The organism is Vibrio sp. 1069 (assembly GCF_033340555.1).
The window spans coordinates 14,954-32,478 of the sequence record NZ_JAWOWP010000013.1 but is presented as its reverse complement, the minus strand read 5'-3'; the positions used below and the strand labels follow the sequence as shown (position 1 = coordinate 32,478).

Here is a 17,525-nt window from a genome sequence, read left to right as displayed (position 1 = left end):
AATTAAGAATCTGATGCCGAAAACGACAACAAAACTCTCTATAAGTAATTACTCAATGATCTTTCTAGATAATTCTCGACCAATGGTTATCCCATTGCACACCGCTTGCGAAGGTACTTTTTGACTCTTCAGGCCTTTGCTCTACCACTTTTCCCGCCCCAGAGCTGACTCGGAACTCATCGCCATAGACCACAACACCAGAGGCGTCTGGTAACGCACTTAACTCGACCAATTTGCCCATAGATTTAGACCATATACCATAGCAACTGCCCGGAGGCGAAGTGGCTAAGATCCATTCATCGGTTGCTGCAATACTCGCAACGTAGTGATTGAAACGCGCCCACTCTTCAGGCTCAGCTTGAAGATCTTGCATTTCACCACCACGCGTGTGCATGGCGATCAAGGCTGGATACTCGTCCGGCTCACCACGATATTGCTGACCACAAAGCACGGTTTCCGCACCATCATGAGCTAAGTGGCGAATACTCAACTTATGATCCGGTAAAGACACTTGATCCAGTAGCTCACCCTTCTGTGAAAGGTAACTCAGGCTGGGTTTCATGCTATCAAGATTGAGAGGTTCACGACCGTTAGTGTGTACGCCACCGACGCCAATCGCCAATACACCATCAGGCATCATGATCACTTCATGAGGACCAAGACCAAAACCCGTTAACTCATCGACCTTTTGATATTGCTTCTGTACATCATAAACACCAATGATCCCACGGCTTGTCCCCCTCTCACCTTCTGTGGCAAATAGTAATGTGCCGTCATGGGAGTAAACGCCATGCCCATAGAAATGACGATTTGACTTTGCTAGTTGCAGTTTGATCATCTGCCCTGAGCGAAAATCAAATACCATGAAGAAAGTACCAGGTCGTCGACCAAAGACTACGGCGTGGCCTTGTTGGTTCGTTGCTACACCATGACCACGTTCAGGAATCGGCAATGAAGATAGCGGCATACCATGCTCATCCGCCACCACCGCTGCGAATTTGTCTCGGCCAATGATAGAGCAGCCGATCAACGCAGGCTCACGTGAGCTTGTTGAAGAACAACCAAATGGCATCATAGGTGTAGCCGCCCCGAATAGAGCGGCTTTCAGCAAGGTTCGGCGGGTTTGATCAGTCACCATCGGTTGCATTAAATCCTATAACTACGCCAAGCTCGATCGCCACTTCTTCGTGAATCAGGTACTTCAATTGCTCTAGCTTATTGTATTGAGCGAGCACCATGCGATAGCCTTCTTTTGTTTGTAGTGCAGCAAACAAGCTCTTATCCTCTGGCCAAGTTTCTAACGCCATTTCAAACTGATGAACGACACGGTCTGCGAGATCTGCATGGCCTTGCTCTCTAAGTAGCGCATCTAGACCATTCCCGTTAGCAAAGTACAACGCTTCCATCCCTTGAAGGTTGGCTTTTAAGTTTGAAAGCGAGGTCTCTGAACGCCACGATTCTGAGAAATACGGGCGAGGCTTACCAATCTTCGCTAGCGGTCGGCTCAACTTCTTCATGCTGTATTCAAGCTGATTCGAGAGCAGTGAAATGTACTCAGACTCCCATTCCGTCATCTCTAGCGATTTCCAAGGGTTCTCTGCCCAAGAATCCGCGATGATCTGCGCTTTGTTATCGAGGTTTTCTGCAATCGCTACGCCTGTCACACAAGTATTGCCGTTGCTAGATAAGGTCGACGCTTTATCGTAAAGCAGCCATTCCAATGCACCTAAACCTTGCACGGTGACACTTTGGGTGGAGATATCTTCTGCACTCCAAGCTTGATCAGATTTCGTCAGTACAGACATTTTACGACCAGTGGTATTCTTTTTATCTGGCCAAAACTGAACATTCCAGCTTTGCTCCAACGCCGTAGCAGGGCCACGTTCTTGACCTTGTAATGCCATCCACGCAAGCATCGTTTGATGCCATTGCTGTTTTACTTGTGCATCATCTTTCGACTCTGATGCGCAGTAATCCGCGAAGCGCTGTTCAAGTTCTGTGGTTTGCGCTAAAAACGTCTGAGCTGATTGAAACTCAACCTCGTACACGCTTTGAGAAATATGACTTGTACTCTCAGGCTTGGCTGAGCTCGAACCGATGGTCGATTGGCAACCAACCAAACTTAACGTTGCGGCAATCGCACTCACTAACAGTGTTTTTTTCATGGTTGCTTCCTTATAGAGAGTTCAGAAACGCAATGAGAGCATCACGTTCTTTTTTGTTCAGAGCTAAAACATTTTGTTTCGCCGTTTCAGCTTCGCCGCCGTGCCACAACACCGCTTCCATCAGGTTACGAGCGCGGCCATCATGTAGAAAGTAAGTGTGTCCGTTTACTTCTTCGGTATAACCAATGCCCCATAGCGGTGCCGTTCGCCATTCACGGCCGTTTGCTAAGTATTCCGGACGGTTATCGGCTAAGCCTTTACCCATGTCATGCAAAAGCATGTCTGTGTATGGGTGGATAAGCTGCTCAGAAAGCGCTGGTAACTCTGGTCGTTTCGCCGTTTTAACACTGGTCTTGTGGCAGCTTTCACAGCCAGACGCAGCAAAGATTTGCTGACCAAGTTTCACGTTAGGATCATTGACGTTACGGCGAATAGGTACGGCTAAGTGTTGGCTGTAAAACTCTACGAAGTCGAGAATATTTTCACTCACCTCTGGTTTGCCGCCATTTGGCATGTCGTCACAAATGCTTTGTTTCGAGGTACAGTTTTCATTTGGGAATAAATGGCTCGTAAGACCCACATCACCATTAAATGCTGCTGCATTTTGCTGCATTAGCGTCGGTTGTCCTGCTTTCCAGCCAAAACGACCAATCGAGAAGTCGTCCTTCTCAATATCCCACACCTTATTGACTTTGCCTGAGATACCGTCTTTGTCGGCATCTTGTTCATCAGCCCAAGCAAGTAGCGTTTCGTCGGGAATACTCTCTAACAAACCAAGGCCGATCATTGGCGGTGCCACGCGTGCTGAGAACTCGGTATCAGGGTGCATATCGCCGTAACCCAGATCGGTAATGTTCAAATGAGGTTTTCTTAGCGTCACCGTCGTACCGTCTTTAAATTTCACTGGGACATCGGTGTAAGTGATTTCGATTTTGCCTTCTGGCGTTTGATCTTGCAGGGCGAAATCTTGAAGCTGGCCACCATAAGTCGGCTCAGGTATGCCGCCATCTTTGATGTAAGCTTTCTTTTGTTCTGGCGTCATCGCAGGAATGCTTAAGCGCACTAACATAGACACTGCATGTAAATCATCTTTCTCTGGCGGATGACCACGACCGTCTTTGATGTGACAATTCTGACAACCATTGGTGTTAAAAAGCGGGCCTAAGCCATCACGAGCGTCTGTTGACGCTGGCGCTTGTACCCAAGGGTTGCGGAAAAAGCTGTTACCGACGCTAAAATCGAGGCGTTTGCTCATTGGCAAGTTAGCAGCAGGAAGAGAATAGGCATTCGCGCCGTCTTTTTTAACACTGGTTTTGCCACCAGACTTAACATCATAAGCCATGGCAGAAGAAGAAAGGATCGCGGCTAGCGCAGAAATTAGGTATGGCTTCATATCATTGCTCTACATAGACAACAAGGGTGATAACAACGAGCTCAAACGTCAAAAGGGCTCACAAAGAGCCCTTATTTATTATGGTTTTCTTATTAAAACTCGTGGTCAGCAGTATCAGGGCTTAGGCTGTCGATGCCGACAATGCTTGCCGCGCGCTCAATCGCACCGGTTTGTGCTACCAACGACATGATGGTGTCGTTTACTAGCGCGTTGCCTTGTGCGTTACCCGCTGCAATAAGTTGGTCAAAGTGCTGGTTGTTCTTCTCTGCAGAAGTCACTAGCTCACCAACTTGGCTACGTGTTGTATCAAACTGCTTTTGAATTTCGGTCGCTGCTTTCTTGTCTTTTTGAGCAACAAGGTCAGCGATACTTGGACCAGATAGCTCTTTGCCGTTTACACCTTTGTATGTACCTGTGTAAACGTTGTAGATGCCTTGCTCATTGTAGTAGTGAGAGTTGTGCGTGTTGTCTGAGAAACAATCGTGCTCGTCTTCAGTTGAGTTCGCTTCTAGTGCCACCTTCATGCGCTCGCCCGCTAGCTCACCTAGAGAAAGAGAACCCATGCCGAATAGCATCTTACGAAGACCATTGTCCGCTGAGTCGTTCAGTAGCTCTTCACGGTAGTTACCTTTTACTTCAGCAGACCACTGCTTTTCCATCCACTCAAGGTCTTGAACCAGTAGATCAGCGGCTGCTTTTAGGTACTCTCCACGACGATCACAATGGCCATTCGTACACTCAGAACCCACAACGAAATCAGTGTAAGCGCGTTGACCTGCGCCTGCGTTAGTGCCGTTTAGGTCTTGACCCCAAAGCAAGAATTCAATCGCGTGGTAACCTGACGCAACGTTTGCCTCAGAACCACCTACTTCGTTTAAATCTGCTAGTAATTCTGGCGTAATCTTTGAAACGTCCAGTTTAGAAGCACCAATCTGTAAGCTAGTGTTTGCGATGATGTTTGCAGCCGCGCCTTCGTTACCCAATTCGTATTGGTAATCAGCCGCTACGTAGTCGATCAGACCTTCATCAAGTGGCCATGCGTTTAACTGACCTTCCCAATCGTCAACAATCGCGTTACCAAAACGGAAAACTTCAGACTGTTGGTAAGGAACGCGAGAATCGAGCCAAGCTTGTTTTACTTCTTCAAGCTTTTTCGCTGATGGTGATTGTAGAAATTCGTCGATTTTTACGTCAAGCGCTTTCGCTGTTGTTACTGAATCAGCAAACACAGCATGGGCAACGTCTGCGTAATGTTCGACTACTTGTTGTTTAGTTACTGTGGCAGCAACGGTAGAACCACTGGCAATGAGGAGTGATGCAGCAATAGATTGGACTAAAACTTTTTTTGCATTCATCTGAAGCATCCTTGTTGAGCTTTTCAATTATCGTATTGGTAGTGCTAATTATTCTTATTTGCACTTTAGTCTCGAGATAATACAAATTTACAATTTATTTGCAACTCCAGATACAAAAAAACCTCATAAAAATGAGGTTTTTCACAGGCTTTATTGTCAGTTTTATCTTTAGGATTAAACCTTTAGGTCATGTTTTCCGTGAGAGACTTTTGCCTTCAGATAATTTTCGTTGCCATCTTTGATATGTGCAGAGGTATTGACAACCTCGCCAATTTCAATTCCGTACTCAGATAACTCACGAATTTTCTTAGGGTTGTTCGTCACGAGGCGGATCTTATTCACGCCTAAAGCTTCTAGCATTTGTGCTGCTTCTGTGAAATCACGCAGGTCATCATCAAAGCCCAAATGGTTGTTAGCTTCGTACGTGTTCATGCCTTGGCTTTGTAAGCGGTATGCATCGATCTTATTGTACAAACCAATACCACGACCTTCCTGACGGAGATACAAGATGATACCACCGGACTCGCCCATGCGATTGATCGTCTCTTCTAGTTGCTCACCACAGTCACAGCGTGAAGAGTGAAACACATCGCCTGTCAAACACTCAGAGTGCATACGAACTAAAGGCATGTCCTGAGTTTGGTCCGCTTGTTTAAAGATAATAGCAACATGCTCTTTGTCTGTCTTCAGACCATGGAAAGACAGAATTTCGGCATCAATGTTACTTTTTGCCCCGACTTTAAAATCTACTCTGGCACGTACTTCCGCCATATCTATACTCACTCGATTTATTGCTTGATGCGCTTGATGCGTTTTCGTTATTGCATTCATGGGATTTACTCGTTGCTCTTCAACTATGGGGACTGATACCGCATTTTGCAATATAGAGATCACAATTGAGGGCAGTTATCCACTCAAGACAGCAAAAGAGAAACACTCTCCAACTGAACAATTGTTATATTATAACAATTTAAAAAAACTACAATAAAAAACCCCAGACAAATTTTGTCTGGGGTTTCAAGAAGGTCGTTTGGTCTATCTTTTAATGGGTCTGACTGCGCTTCCAAACGGCGAGTTCAATCCAAACTGCTTCGAGTTCTTGGATTTCCTCGTCGGTCAACACGGCGAGCGTTGAAGTAACTTGAGGCAGGTTCGGTGATTGCAATGCACGAATCTGCGAATAGAAGTCTTTTTTAAGTTGTAATATAACTGAATCCACTGCGTGCACCTATTTCGTTCTTTTATTACTTATCCAGCTCAAAATTTTTATTTTCTTTATACTGGAAACTTCATAAATTCGGAAAAATGATAACATTCTGCTTGTTAAGTGCACAATTTATTTTTAATAGTGGAATAACGGTCACATTAATTACGCTTCACCATTCGGATCGAATATAAGACAAAAAAGATCAAAAATAGCACAGGAAAGATCCACAACAGCGCCGTGGAATAATTTAATGGTGGTTGGTACAGAACAATATTCCCATAACGAGCAACTAGATAGTCCTTTATTTCTTGATCTGAGCTGCCTTCATTGGCCATCGTATACACTTTCAACCTCAGGTCTTTAGCCGCTTGTGCATTAGACTCGACAAGGTTTTGGTTTTGACACTGCGGGCAGTGTAATGCCTTGGCTAACGAGGTTGCACGCTGTTGCACTTCAACGGAATGAAATTCAAACAGATCAACATTCTGTTCTATATCCGCACTTCTCGTGAAAGGAGAAAATAGTATAAATAGGATGAAAGTGAGGAGAAGATTATTAAATCGAAACATTCAAGTATCCTGAAAATATATCGTTCCATTTATCTGCCGTTAGCTCTCCACGATATTTGATCAATATACGACCATTTGGATCAATCAAGTAAGTTTCCGGCGTTCCGATAACACCTAGCTCCACAGCGAGCTTTCCATTAGGGTCACTAATTACTTCAATATATGGATTTCGTTTAGAGCTCAAATATTCACGAGCGGCTTGTTTTTGATCTCTATAATTCAGCCCAATAATAGGCACACCGAGTTCTGCTAACTGCAATAATTCTTCATGCTCTCGTTTGCACACTCCGCACCAAGATGCCCAAACATTCAATAATTTATATCCGTCGCTTTTGAACAACTGCTCAGAAACCATGTCATCAGAGATCAGAGAAGTAGAGCGAAAATTAGGTGTCTCTAAATTTCGTTGTGGGGACAATTCAACATGCGGTCGCTCAGACAAGGCCATCGCAGTTACTACAGTAAACACGGCAACAGCCAAAACGAGACCTGCGAGTTTAAGCGTATTTCTCGATCGCATTGATAGCCTCTCTCTTTTTCTTTAGGCCGGTTAACAGCGCACCAAACACAGCTAATAACCCACCAGACCATATCCACCAAATACCTGCTCGGTACTGAACTTTAATCGCATAAGCATGAGTGTCGACTTTGTCACCCAATGTCACGTAATAATCGCCATGCCATAGTGAACGAATCGCAGGCTCGGTCATATTCATCACTCGCACAGGGTAATGGCGCTTTTGCGGGTTGAAATTGAACATGCGGCCATCTTCCAAGTGCAAGGTGATCTGTCCTTGTTCAGCGGTGTAGTTTGGCCCCACCAGCCATTCGATACCATGATAATCGATAGTGATCCCCGCCCTTTGTTGAGAACTGCCGGGTTCGACACGTAAATTATGTTCATATGAGTAGTGACTGTTGAATACAGCTCCACTCACCGCCAGCGCAAAACCGATATGTGCCATCACGATTGGCATGAGTTTGCGCTTATTGGAACAACGAAACAGCATAACGAGATGCGCCACAATCACCCAAGTAGCCAATATTATGGTTAGCAATACTTCGAAATGCAGTGCGTGCACTAAGAAGATAAACCCGATCCCAGAGACAAGAGATAACGCAATACTGATCGCAATATCAGCGCTTACACTCGGCACTGTGCCTTTTGTCCATTTCAGCAGCGGCATGAAAGCTAAGGCAATCAGAGCCAGTATGCTTAATGGGAAGATCAGACTATTAAAATAAGGTGCGCCAACTGAAATGTTTCCTAAACCGAGCAGTTGATAAACCATCGGATAAAAAGTGCCAAGAAAAACGATGGCAGTCGCAATAACCAGCAGCCCTTTGGCGATATAAGCAGTGTAAGCTCGGCTCGCTAGAGATTGAAGTTTGAAACGAGGGAGTTGTTCTCCTCGCAAAATCAGTACGCCAAAAGTGATAATGACAAGCAAGCTCAATACACCAATCAGCACCAAACCTTTAGTTGGGTCCACCGCAAAAGCGTGCACTGAAGTCAGCACGCCAGAGCGCACCACGAATGTCCCTAAAATGCTTAGGCTGAACGTAGCAAACGCCAGTGCATAGGTGCTCCAAATTGCGCCTCTGTTACGTGTTGCGACAACACCGCTGTGCAATAAAGCGGTACCCGTAAGCCAAGGCAGTAAAGAAGCGTTCTCCACAGGGTCCCAAAACCACCAGCCGCCCCACCCTAATTCATTGTACGCCCACCATGATCCCACCAAGATACCCAACGTAAGCGTTCCCCACGCAAAAAACGCTGCGCTACGAGCGACCACATACCAATCGCTCATCCGTTGTTTACCCAATAGCGCTGCTAATGCAAAAGCTAATATTGCTGCGTAACCAACATAACCGAGATAAAGCAATGGTGGATGAATGATAAGCCCAACGTCTTGCAACATTGGATTTAGATCTCGCCCTCCCGAAGCCAATAATTGGGCATATTCGAACGGGTTAGAGGTCCTTAACGTGAACCATGCAAACGTCCCAATCAGAACGTTCATGATTCCTAGACAGTCACAAGTATATTTGGCGTTGAGCGGTGACTTAAATGCAATAAATGACGCCCATAAACTTAGGGTGACGACCCAAAACAACATGGAGCCTTGGTGCCCACCCCAAGCGGCAGCAATTTTGAACGCCACGGGAAGTTGACTGTTGGAATGCGTAACAACATATTCCAACGCGAAGTTGTCTTGCACGAAGCAGACGATCAGAAGTGCTAAACAAATGATGGAAGCTAAGCTAATGATGTGGGTCATCGCGACTTGATGCGGCAATGTCGCCTTCTTACCCATAGCAAGACGTAGCCAATGCAGCAACGATGCACAAGTCGATGTTACAGCCACCAATATCAGTAAGAAGAACCCTAGCTCAGCTTCCATTTATCCCCCTTACACTACGGTCATTTGACCGGCATAGAGAATGAAAGTACGCAGCATAAGTACGCCAACCAAGCTCAACGTCGTGACCACAAAAACGTAACTGCCTTTGTGGCGCACTTCTGAAGGCGTTAACCAATTGAGAGTCAAAGGCGTAATCATGCCGATGAACACTACGCCAACCCAGAACCATTGAGCCCAGAATCCACTCGAAATAGCATTCCAAGCCGCGACTTCGTTCTGACCACCGCTGAAGATCAGTCCAGTAAAGAATGTCACTAAGACAAACAACTCAAACAACACTACTGGGCGTTCAAATCCGTGCACCCAAGACACACTTGGGCTGCTGGTCGACTCTTTAAACACCAAGATGCCGAACATCAAGCATGCCGCTGCACCCGAGGACAAACTAGAGAACAGGAACAAGATTGGCAGTACTGGATTGTTTAGCATTGGGTAAGTCTTCAATGCAGACAATAGAAAGCCAGTGTACGCTGCAAGCACGATGGCTAAGAAGCCCAAGAACAATTCAATTGCGTTGTTGGCTTTCCCCGCCTTAATCAAAATGCCATCGGCAAAATCCAGCAGTTTGCTTGGTAACTTCCCTTCACAGAAGCTGATGATTTGATGGCGGAAGATAACGCCAATCCAAACAAACAGCACTAGCATGTACACTTGGAACAAGATCACGCCCATCGACATCACAGACGTTGGGTTGTAGTAGATCATGATCTTCCAAAACTCTAAAGGCTTGGTTAAATGGAAAATCAAAATTACCAACCCAGCAATGATGCCAAATGGTGCGAGCCAAGCCATCGCTTTCATGATGCCGTTTTTTGCGGGATCACCTTCAATCACTTTGCGTTTTAAATAGATAGAAATCATCACCGCACCTGCTGACATCCCAGCAAGGAATAAGTAAATCGCGATGATCCAATCCCAGACTAACGAGTCAAAGTGGAATGCACTTTCGAAGCCGTTCATGATGACACCTCCCCTTTGCTATGCGGAATTTTGTACAGTTTAGGTTGCGTACCTAAATGCGATTTATCGCGATAGACAACATGGCTTTCGATAGCTTTGCTCACCTCGCTAGTTGGGTCATTCAAATCACCAAAGATGAGTGCTTTTGTTGGGCAAGATTCCACGCAAGCTGGCTGTTTACCTTGCGCTAGGTTGGTATCACGGCAGAAGTTACATTTATCCGCAGAGTGATCGACTGGATTAAAGAAGCGCACTTGGTAAGGGCAAGCGGCAAGGCAATAACCACATCCGACACATTTCTCTTTGTGCACATCCACGATGCCGGTCGCTTCATCTTTGTATGCAGCGCCTGTTGGACAAACGTACACACATGGTGGGTTATCACAGTGCTGACAGGATTCGCGAGTAAACTGGTATTCCACATCTGGAAATTCGCCAATCGGTTCACTGCGATGAATTTTAAGTCGCGTTACGCCTTCAGGGACTTTATTTACTTCGCGACAAGCATCGGTACAAGCGGTACAGCCAATACAGGCATTTTCATCATGAACCATACCCATGCGTTTCGCTTGTTCACTGTTGCTGGCATAGAGAGAGGAGCTAACAACGGAAGTGCCTGCAACGCCTGTAGTTAAAATCAACGCGCCGCTGCCGGCTAAAAAGTTTCTTCTCGAACATTTCATGCTATCTCTCCTCTTCTTTGGCAAGTTCAGGTTCGACGGCAAATTCAGAGTGACAATCCACACACTGCTTGATCAGTTGTTTTCTGTCGTACGACAACGCTTTGGTTTTCGCTGCGTGTACATCGTGGCAATTTGAACAAGTGAGGTTTTTGGCGTGCACATCGTGCGTCCAGTGGCTTTCTCTCAGCTGTGTCGGTGCGTGGCAATCCACACATTGGCTGTTAGCTTTAAGAATCATGCTTGGATCAAGGAACACTTTGTCGTGTACTTCTTTCGATTGCGCTGCAGAAAACTTAATCACATCAGGCGCACCTTCACGATGGTCGGGACCAATGTTGCTATGGCAATTGGTGCAATTAAGTTGCTTCCCTTGACTCAATAACGCTTGCGAATCATGCGATAGGTTCAGAGTCTCTTTTGCATCCTTATGACATTGCAGACACTTGTAGTCTCGGTCACGGATCAACTCGACTTGATGACGCTCAGCTTGAGCACCTTCAATCGGCTCTGAAGAAGTCGCATGGGCGGCGATGGAGAAACCATAGATGGCAAAGACGAAGAGAAGTTTCAGCATTGTCTCTATGGTCAATTTTATATTGCCCATATTGTTCTTTCCTTAGCTCGATAATAATTGATAACTATTCTCAATTATTTATTTGAGCGACAATTAATTTCCTCTGAAGATATTTTTTAGATCTTCAAATGACATCAATTCTTATTTCGGAAAGCCACAACGCTAAACCTATATTTATAATACCTCTATTATTCATAAGGGGTAGAAACACCTGCTCAAAAAGCGAACTAAATCACCCTATTTTAAAAAAGGTTAAAAACCCAAAGCATTGTAGAACAACGACTTAACAACTACCACTTTAGGGGTATACAAATTCAAACATGACTGAGATCACTGGTGTAAATTGATCTAAAACAAGACAAGAATCACTCACTATTTCATCTGTCCAATTAAGCAATATTATTAATCGTAGATCTCCAGTTCTTATTTGGAATAGCTCCTCACAACGCTGCTAATAAAAACGAATATGGAGATAACACTGTGAGCATAAAACACTGGATGAGCGCACCTATTGCGGTTGCGACCTTATTCGCCAGCCAATTATTTTTGGTTGGCGCTCCGTTAGCGGCAGAAGAGAAGGATTTTATCGATCCTCGTAACGATGTCTTTGAACAGAACCACCCTGATCAATACCATTCTTGGAAAGCAACATCCGAAAGTGAGCACATTGAAGATGCTCTAAGTGAAGACCCAAACATGGTTATCCTGTGGGCAGGTTATGGTTTTGCTAAAGACTACAACAAAGCGCGCGGCCACTTTTACGCACTTGATGATGTTCGCCAAACCTTACGTACCGGCGCACCGACTGATGAAAAATCCGGGCCTATGCCGATGGCGTGCTGGAGCTGTAAAAGCCCAGACGTTGCTCGCGTGATTGGTGAACGTGGTGAAGACGGTTATTTCGAAGGTAAATGGGCACGCTTAGGCTCAGAAATCGTCAACCCTATCGGTTGTTCCGATTGCCACAACACGGGCTCTGAAGCCTTCAAGAAAGGCGAACCCGCGCTGGCACTGACTCGCCCATACGTCGAGCGTGCTTTTGATACTATCGGTAAAAACTTTGATGAACAGTCTCGCCTAGATAAGCAAGCATCGGTCTGCGCTCAATGTCACGTTGAATACTACTTCACCGGCCCAACTAAAGCGGTTAAATTCCCATGGGATATGGGCACCACCGTTAATGACATGGAGAAATACTACGACGCGTTGAATTTCAAAGATTGGACGCATGCCGTATCTAAAGCGCCGATGCTAAAAGCACAACACCCAGGTTTCGAAACTTGGAGAGCGGGTATTCATGGTAAAAACAAAGTGGTGTGTGTGGACTGCCACATGCCTAAAGTGACCAAAGAAGACGGTACGGTGTACACAGACCACAAAGTGGGTAACCCATTTGATCGTTTTGAAGACACCTGTGCGCAATGCCATACCCAAACTAAAGAGCAGCTACAAGGCATCGTCTCGACTCGCAAAGCGCAAGTACTGAACATGAAGCTAACCGCCGAGAAGCAAATCGTAGCGGCACACTTTGAAGCAGGCGCAGCGTGGAAAGCAGGTGCAACAGAAGCAGAAATGGAGCCTATCCTACAAGATATTCGCCATGCACAATGGCGTTGGGACTACGCGATTGCTTCTCACGGTGTTCACATGCATGCTCCTGAGGTAGCGCTTGAAGTACTAGGTACTGCAGTTGATCGCGCCGCTGACGCTCGTACCAAGTTGGTTCGTTTACTAGCAGCCAAAGGCATCACTGACCCTGTTCAAATTCCAGATATCTCTACCAAAGCGAAAGCACAACAAGCACTGGGCATGGATATGGATAAGATGAACGCAGACAAGAAACACTTCCTAGAAACAGTAGCGCCAGAGTGGGATAAAGCAGCCGCTGAACGCGAAGCCACGTATTAATCTAACAAGCAGAGATTAATCTATAGATACAACAAGGGGCGTACTGAACGCCCCTTTTTTTGTTTCTTTGTTATCTTTATTTCTTCATCCCCGATTCTATCGAGAGTGAAAATCGAATGTACTAGCGACGAGGAAGCCTAGGTCTCGGTTGAATATTTGGACGTGCTTTAGGCATCTGCACATTTGGACGAGCAACTGGGCGTTGGATCTTCGTTTCCGGTAATGCTTTTCTTTGTTGAACCTTTTCTTTTACCGCTTTGTCTTGTAAAGCCGCTGGCTCAATACGCTCCGGACGATTCTCCCATTTGGTTTGAATCTCTTGCTTTTGCTCGTCAGGCAATGATTGCCAATGATCGTCGAGTTGGCGTTTCATGTTATCGATATTGGCGGACATATCATCGTCCTTCCAATCCTCGACTTTGTCTTTGATGGATTGCTGTTGGTCTTCATCTAAACCATTCCACCACTCTTCCAGTTTCTCTTTGTATTCGTCGTCGTTGTCGCAACAACCCGGATAGTAATAAATCCAGTAGTCGTCATGATCGTACCACCACGGATCGTAATAACCTGAAGAATAATAAACCGAAGAGGAAGAACCAGAATGATCGGAAGAGCTACAACCCGCTAATACAGAGCCGCACAGCAAAACCAATATGCTTAGTGCCTTATTTTTCATTCGTTGCCCACCTTTCCCTCTACTGCTTATTAAATTGTACGCTTACAACAGCTCTTTTGCTTTGTTAATAGAGTTAATGATTTGCACCCTATCTAAATTTGGATCATTAGAATCTAATAATAGTACCCAGGCATCAATCGCTTCCTGAAATCGGAATGACAGAAAATGATCATTTGCGATCAAAGACAAAGCGGCTTCATTGTGCGGTTCTATCTGCAAAGCTTGCTCCAAAAGCAAGCTAACTTCTTGCGTCATTGATTGCTGGTGAATGTAGTACAAGGTCGTCGCTTTTGCGGCAAGTTGCGTGGCACTGACTGGCTCAGTCAGCTGGATCGCGTAATCAAAACAAATCAGCGCGCCATCAAATTCCCCCTCTAGCAGGTAGCCCTGCCCGAGTTGGAACCACAATTCAGCGTTGTTCGGATCTTCACGCAACTGGTCTTGAATCTCTTTCATGATGTCACGAGCAGTCATCATTCGTGACATTTCCGCTTGTATTGGTTTAGGCGGAGTTTGATGCAGCAATAAGAAACTGGCACTCGTCACGACAAGTACTAACAGGCAAAAGCCAAACCATTGAGTAGGTTTAGCTTTTGATGCACTCAGTGATAAGAGTACGATAAACAACCCCATCAGAGTGATGGCAGCGAAAAACCAAACAGACATAACACGTCCTGTAAACAAAGATAACGTCAGTGTACGCATTTCTTACTTTAAATGCGTTGATACAGATACAAAAAAGCCGAGCAACTAAGGCTCGGCTTTTCATATCAAGATAACGGTGTAAGATTACTCTTCGTTACCTTCCTCTGCATCATCAGCAGCTGGAGCTTCTGAAGCGTCTTGCTGCGTATTTTCGTCTGTTGACTCTAACGCTTCTGCATCTTCATCAGCAGGCAGCTCTTCATCATCAACTTCTTCAATACGTTGCAAACCAACAACTGATTCATCTTCCGCAGTACGGATAAGCGTTACACCTTGTGTGTTACGACCAACTTGGCTAACTTCACCCACACGAGTACGTACTAACGTGCCAGCGTCGGTGATCATCATCATTTCATCACCTTCAACAACCTGGATAGCACCAACTACCGGGCCATTTCGCTCAGAAACTTTGATAGAAACTACACCTTGAGTGCCACGACCTTTTGTCGGGTACTCGCTAAGTGCTGTGCGTTTACCATAACCGTTTTCTGTAACCGTTAGGATGTCGCCTTCGTGCGAAGGAACAATAAGTGATACAACTTGGTCATTTTCAGCCAGTTTCATACCACGAACACCAGAGGCGGTACGACCCATAGGACGAACACCTTTAAACTTGATCTCTGGCTGACCATTCTCATCAAGAACTGGTTTACCATTTTTATCAAGTACTGGAATCTCTTCTGCTTCTTTAAAGCGAACCACTTTACCCGCTTTAGAGAACAGCATGATTTCATTTTCGCCGTTAGTGATATCCACACCGATTAACGAATCGTCTTCACGTAGGTTCACAGCGATTAGGCCGTTTGAACGTACGTTTGCAAACTGGTTCAACGGCGTTTTCTTAACCGTACCGTCACCTGTTGCCATGAAGATGAATTTGTCTTCAGAGAATTCATCAACACGTAGAATCGCGGTAATGCGCTCACCTTCTTCGAGTGGAAGGATGTTTACGATTGGCTTACCACGCGCAGTACGGCTCGCTAGAGGCAATTGGTAAACTTTCAGGCGGTATGTTTTACCACGAGTAGAGAAACACAAGATGTTATCGTGGGTATTCGCCACTAGAAGACGCTCGATATGGTCTTCATCTTTCATCTTAGTCGCACTCTTACCTTTACCACCACGGCGCTGTGACTCGTAGTCGCTCAGTACTTGGTACTTAACGTAACCACCGTGAGATAGAGTAACCACAACGTCTTCACGTGCGATCAGCTCTTCCATGTCAATATCATGGCTCGCAGCTGTGATTTCTGTACGACGAGCGTCACCAAAGCCGTCACGAACCGCTTCAAGTTCTTCACGGATCACTTCCATCAAACGCTCAGTGCTCGCAAGGATATGCATGAGTTCAGCGATTTCTTCTAGAAGTGTTTTGTATTCGCCAAGAATCTTCTCGTGTTCTAGACCTGTTAGTTTATGTAAACGTAGATCTAGGATAGCTTGTGCTTGTTGCTCAGTCAGGAAGTACTGACCATCACGAATACCATATTCAGGCTCTAGCCATTCAGGGCGCGCAGCATCTGTACCAGCACGCTCTAGCATTGCTGAAACGTTGCCTAAATCCCAACCACGAGCGATAAGACCCGCTTTTGCTTCAGCCGGTGTAGGTGCCTTACGGATAAGCTCAATGATTTCATCAATGTTAGCAAGCGCTAGAGCTAAACCTTCAAGGATATGAGCACGTTCACGCGCTTTACGCAGTTCGAAGATAGTACGACGTGTCACAACTTCACGACGGTGATCAACAAAGCACTTCAACATATCTTTTAGGTTGAATAGCTGTGGCTGGCCATTGTTTAGGGCCACCATGTTGATACCGAAAGTGGTTTGCAGCTGAGTCTGAGCGTAAAGGTTGTTTAGAACTACTTCGCCCACAGCATCGCGCTTACACTCAATAACAATGCGCATACCGTCTTTATCTGACTCGTCGCGCAGTGCACTGATACCTTCTACTTTCTTATCTTTAACTAGCTCAGCGATCTTTTCGATCAAGCGAGCTTTGTTCACCTGGTAAGGAATTTCAGTGACGATAATGGTCTCTTTACCATTCTTCTCCACTTCGATGTCCGCTTTCGAACGCATGTAGATTTTGCCACGACCTGTTTTGTACGCGTCTACAATGCCTTTACGACCGCTGATAAGCGCCGCCGTTGGGAAATCAGGACCAGGAATGTAATCCATTAGTTCATCAATAGTGATTTCTTCATTATTGATGTATGCAAGACAGCCATCAATCACTTCGCCAAGGTTATGAGGCGGGATGTTGGTTGCCATACCTACTGCGATACCAGAAGCACCGTTAACCAATAGGTTTGGAATTTTAGTTGGAAGAACCGCTGGGATCTGCTCAGTACCGTCGTAGTTTGGTACGTAGTCTACGGTTTCTTTGTCTAGGTCAGCCAATAGTTCATGGGCAATTTTTGCCATTCGAACTTCGGTGTAACGCATTGCCGCAGCAGAGTCGCCATCGATCGAGCCAAAGTTACCTTGACCATCGACCAGCATGTAACGAAGCGAGAACGGCTGAGCCATACGTACGATTGTGTCGTACACAGCACTATCACCATGTGGGTGGTATTTACCGATTACGTCGCCGACAACACGGGCTGATTTTTTATATGGTTTGTTCCAATCGTTGCCTAGTACGTTCATCGCGAATAAAACGCGGCGGTGTACTGGTTTTAGGCCATCACGCACATCTGGAAGAGCACGACCCACGATGACTGACATCGCATAGTCTAGGTATGAACCTCTAAGCTCATCTTCAATGTTTACGGGCGTGATCTCTTTAGCTAAATCGCTCATAGAGCCATTATCCCTCTATTATCTGATCGTAATTACGATACGTGTAAGGTGCAAAAATATAACACACAATTCATCACTTCGGCATCACTTTCCCTCTCC

16 protein-coding genes are annotated in these 17,525 nt (G+C 45.6%); 1 reads left to right on the top strand and 15 read right to left on the bottom strand.

What is annotated here, in order from left to right; all coding sequences use genetic code 11:
- Positions 1-64: 64 nt before the first annotated feature.
- From R7040_RS17740 to nrfB, 12 genes are all read right to left on the bottom strand, one after another.
- Positions 65-1,147: a DUF1513 domain-containing protein gene (locus tag R7040_RS17740; RefSeq protein WP_213963906.1), complete on the bottom strand. Its 1,083-nt coding sequence runs from the start codon at positions 1,145-1,147 to the stop codon at positions 65-67.
- Positions 1,128-2,165, bottom strand: a complete 1,038-nt coding sequence (locus R7040_RS17735; protein WP_054866138.1) for an imelysin family protein — start codon at positions 2,163-2,165, stop codon at positions 1,128-1,130. Before R7040_RS17735 ends, R7040_RS17740 begins: the two co-directional genes overlap by 20 nt.
- 10 nt (positions 2,166-2,175) lie before the next feature.
- Positions 2,176-3,558: a di-heme oxidoredictase family protein gene (locus R7040_RS17730; RefSeq protein WP_005376848.1), complete on the bottom strand. Its 1,383-nt coding sequence runs from the start codon at positions 3,556-3,558 to the stop codon at positions 2,176-2,178.
- A 92-nt stretch (positions 3,559-3,650) separates the two neighbouring features.
- A complete protein-coding gene (locus R7040_RS17725; protein ID WP_005376847.1) occupies positions 3,651-4,913 on the bottom strand; it encodes an imelysin family protein in 1,263 nt (420 codons plus the stop codon).
- 174 nt (positions 4,914-5,087) lie between these two features.
- Complete coding sequence (locus tag R7040_RS17720; RefSeq protein WP_025767283.1) at positions 5,088-5,684, bottom strand: GTP cyclohydrolase II; 597 nt, start codon at positions 5,682-5,684, stop codon at positions 5,088-5,090.
- Between the two features lie 271 nt (positions 5,685-5,955).
- The gene (locus tag R7040_RS17715) at positions 5,956-6,132 is read right to left on the bottom strand and encodes a hypothetical protein (RefSeq protein WP_020480909.1); all 177 of its coding nucleotides are present in this window, start codon (positions 6,130-6,132) and stop codon (positions 5,956-5,958) included.
- 146 nt (positions 6,133-6,278) lie between these two features.
- Positions 6,279-6,689, bottom strand: a complete 411-nt coding sequence (locus R7040_RS17710; RefSeq protein ID WP_318096917.1) for a cytochrome c-type biogenesis protein CcmH — start codon at positions 6,687-6,689, stop codon at positions 6,279-6,281.
- Positions 6,676-7,209 (bottom strand): DsbE family thiol:disulfide interchange protein, encoded by a 534-nt coding sequence (locus tag R7040_RS17705; RefSeq protein WP_064354127.1) that lies wholly within the window; start codon positions 7,207-7,209, stop codon positions 6,676-6,678. The genes R7040_RS17710 and R7040_RS17705 overlap by 14 nt, the downstream gene beginning before the upstream one ends.
- The gene (locus R7040_RS17700) at positions 7,187-9,094 is read right to left on the bottom strand and encodes a heme lyase CcmF/NrfE family subunit (protein ID WP_213891802.1); all 1,908 of its coding nucleotides are present in this window, start codon (positions 9,092-9,094) and stop codon (positions 7,187-7,189) included. The genes R7040_RS17705 and R7040_RS17700 overlap by 23 nt, the downstream gene beginning before the upstream one ends.
- A gap of 9 nt (positions 9,095-9,103) precedes the next feature.
- Complete coding sequence (nrfD, locus tag R7040_RS17695) at positions 9,104-10,075, bottom strand: cytochrome c nitrite reductase subunit NrfD (RefSeq protein WP_042522790.1); 972 nt, start codon at positions 10,073-10,075, stop codon at positions 9,104-9,106.
- A complete protein-coding gene (gene nrfC / locus R7040_RS17690; RefSeq protein WP_017636123.1) occupies positions 10,072-10,758 on the bottom strand; it encodes a cytochrome c nitrite reductase Fe-S protein in 687 nt (228 codons plus the stop codon). The genes nrfD and nrfC overlap by 4 nt, the downstream gene beginning before the upstream one ends.
- A gap of 1 nt (position 10,759) precedes the next feature.
- On the bottom strand, positions 10,760-11,362 hold the full coding sequence (nrfB, locus tag R7040_RS17685) for a cytochrome c nitrite reductase pentaheme subunit (protein ID WP_064354129.1): 603 nt from the start codon (positions 11,360-11,362) through the stop codon (positions 10,760-10,762).
- A gap of 450 nt (positions 11,363-11,812) precedes the next feature.
- On the opposite strand from nrfB, the gene nrfA reads away from it, so the two are divergent.
- Positions 11,813-13,240, top strand: a complete 1,428-nt coding sequence (gene nrfA, locus R7040_RS17680) for an ammonia-forming nitrite reductase cytochrome c552 subunit (protein WP_182039491.1) — start codon at positions 11,813-11,815, stop codon at positions 13,238-13,240.
- A 121-nt stretch (positions 13,241-13,361) separates the two neighbouring features.
- Here nrfA and R7040_RS17675 read toward each other — a convergent pair whose 3' ends face one another.
- The 3 genes from R7040_RS17675 to gyrA form a co-directional block, all read right to left on the bottom strand.
- Positions 13,362-13,916 (bottom strand): hypothetical protein, encoded by a 555-nt coding sequence (locus R7040_RS17675; protein WP_009706900.1) that lies wholly within the window; start codon positions 13,914-13,916, stop codon positions 13,362-13,364.
- Positions 13,917-13,958: 42 nt separating this feature from the next.
- Positions 13,959-14,582: a tetratricopeptide repeat protein gene (locus R7040_RS17670; protein ID WP_053306577.1), complete on the bottom strand. Its 624-nt coding sequence runs from the start codon at positions 14,580-14,582 to the stop codon at positions 13,959-13,961.
- 123 nt (positions 14,583-14,705) lie between these two features.
- Positions 14,706-17,426, bottom strand: a complete 2,721-nt coding sequence (gene gyrA / locus R7040_RS17665) for a DNA topoisomerase (ATP-hydrolyzing) subunit A (protein ID WP_053306578.1) — start codon at positions 17,424-17,426, stop codon at positions 14,706-14,708.
- Positions 17,427-17,525 lie beyond the last annotated feature (99 nt).

Excerpts from the sequence above, each read along its gene's own strand:
- R7040_RS17740 (WP_213963906.1), bottom strand. The coding sequence starts at position 1,147 with ATGCAACCGATGGTGACTGATCAAACCCGCCGAACCTTGCTGAAAGCC.
- R7040_RS17735 (WP_054866138.1), bottom strand. The coding sequence starts at position 2,165 with ATGAAAAAAACACTGTTAGTGAGTGCGATTGCCGCAACGTTAAGTTTG.
- R7040_RS17730 (WP_005376848.1), bottom strand. The coding sequence starts at position 3,558 with ATGAAGCCATACCTAATTTCTGCGCTAGCCGCGATCCTTTCTTCTTCT.
- R7040_RS17725 (WP_005376847.1), bottom strand. The coding sequence starts at position 4,913 with ATGAATGCAAAAAAAGTTTTAGTCCAATCTATTGCTGCATCACTCCTC.
- R7040_RS17720 (WP_025767283.1), bottom strand. The coding sequence starts at position 5,684 with ATGGCGGAAGTACGTGCCAGAGTAGATTTTAAAGTCGGGGCAAAAAGT.
- R7040_RS17710 (WP_318096917.1), bottom strand. The coding sequence starts at position 6,689 with ATGTTTCGATTTAATAATCTTCTCCTCACTTTCATCCTATTTATACTA.
- R7040_RS17705 (WP_064354127.1), bottom strand. The coding sequence starts at position 7,209 with ATGCGATCGAGAAATACGCTTAAACTCGCAGGTCTCGTTTTGGCTGTT.
- R7040_RS17700 (WP_213891802.1), bottom strand. The coding sequence starts at position 9,094 with ATGGAAGCTGAGCTAGGGTTCTTCTTACTGATATTGGTGGCTGTAACA.
- nrfD (WP_042522790.1), bottom strand. The coding sequence starts at position 10,075 with ATGAACGGCTTCGAAAGTGCATTCCACTTTGACTCGTTAGTCTGGGAT.
- nrfC (WP_017636123.1), bottom strand. The coding sequence starts at position 10,758 with ATGAAATGTTCGAGAAGAAACTTTTTAGCCGGCAGCGGCGCGTTGATT.
- nrfB (WP_064354129.1), bottom strand. The coding sequence starts at position 11,362 with ATGGGCAATATAAAATTGACCATAGAGACAATGCTGAAACTTCTCTTC.
- R7040_RS17675 (WP_009706900.1), bottom strand. The coding sequence starts at position 13,916 with ATGAAAAATAAGGCACTAAGCATATTGGTTTTGCTGTGCGGCTCTGTA.
- R7040_RS17670 (WP_053306577.1), bottom strand. The coding sequence starts at position 14,582 with ATGTCTGTTTGGTTTTTCGCTGCCATCACTCTGATGGGGTTGTTTATC.
- gyrA (WP_053306578.1), bottom strand. The coding sequence starts at position 17,426 with ATGAGCGATTTAGCTAAAGAGATCACGCCCGTAAACATTGAAGATGAG.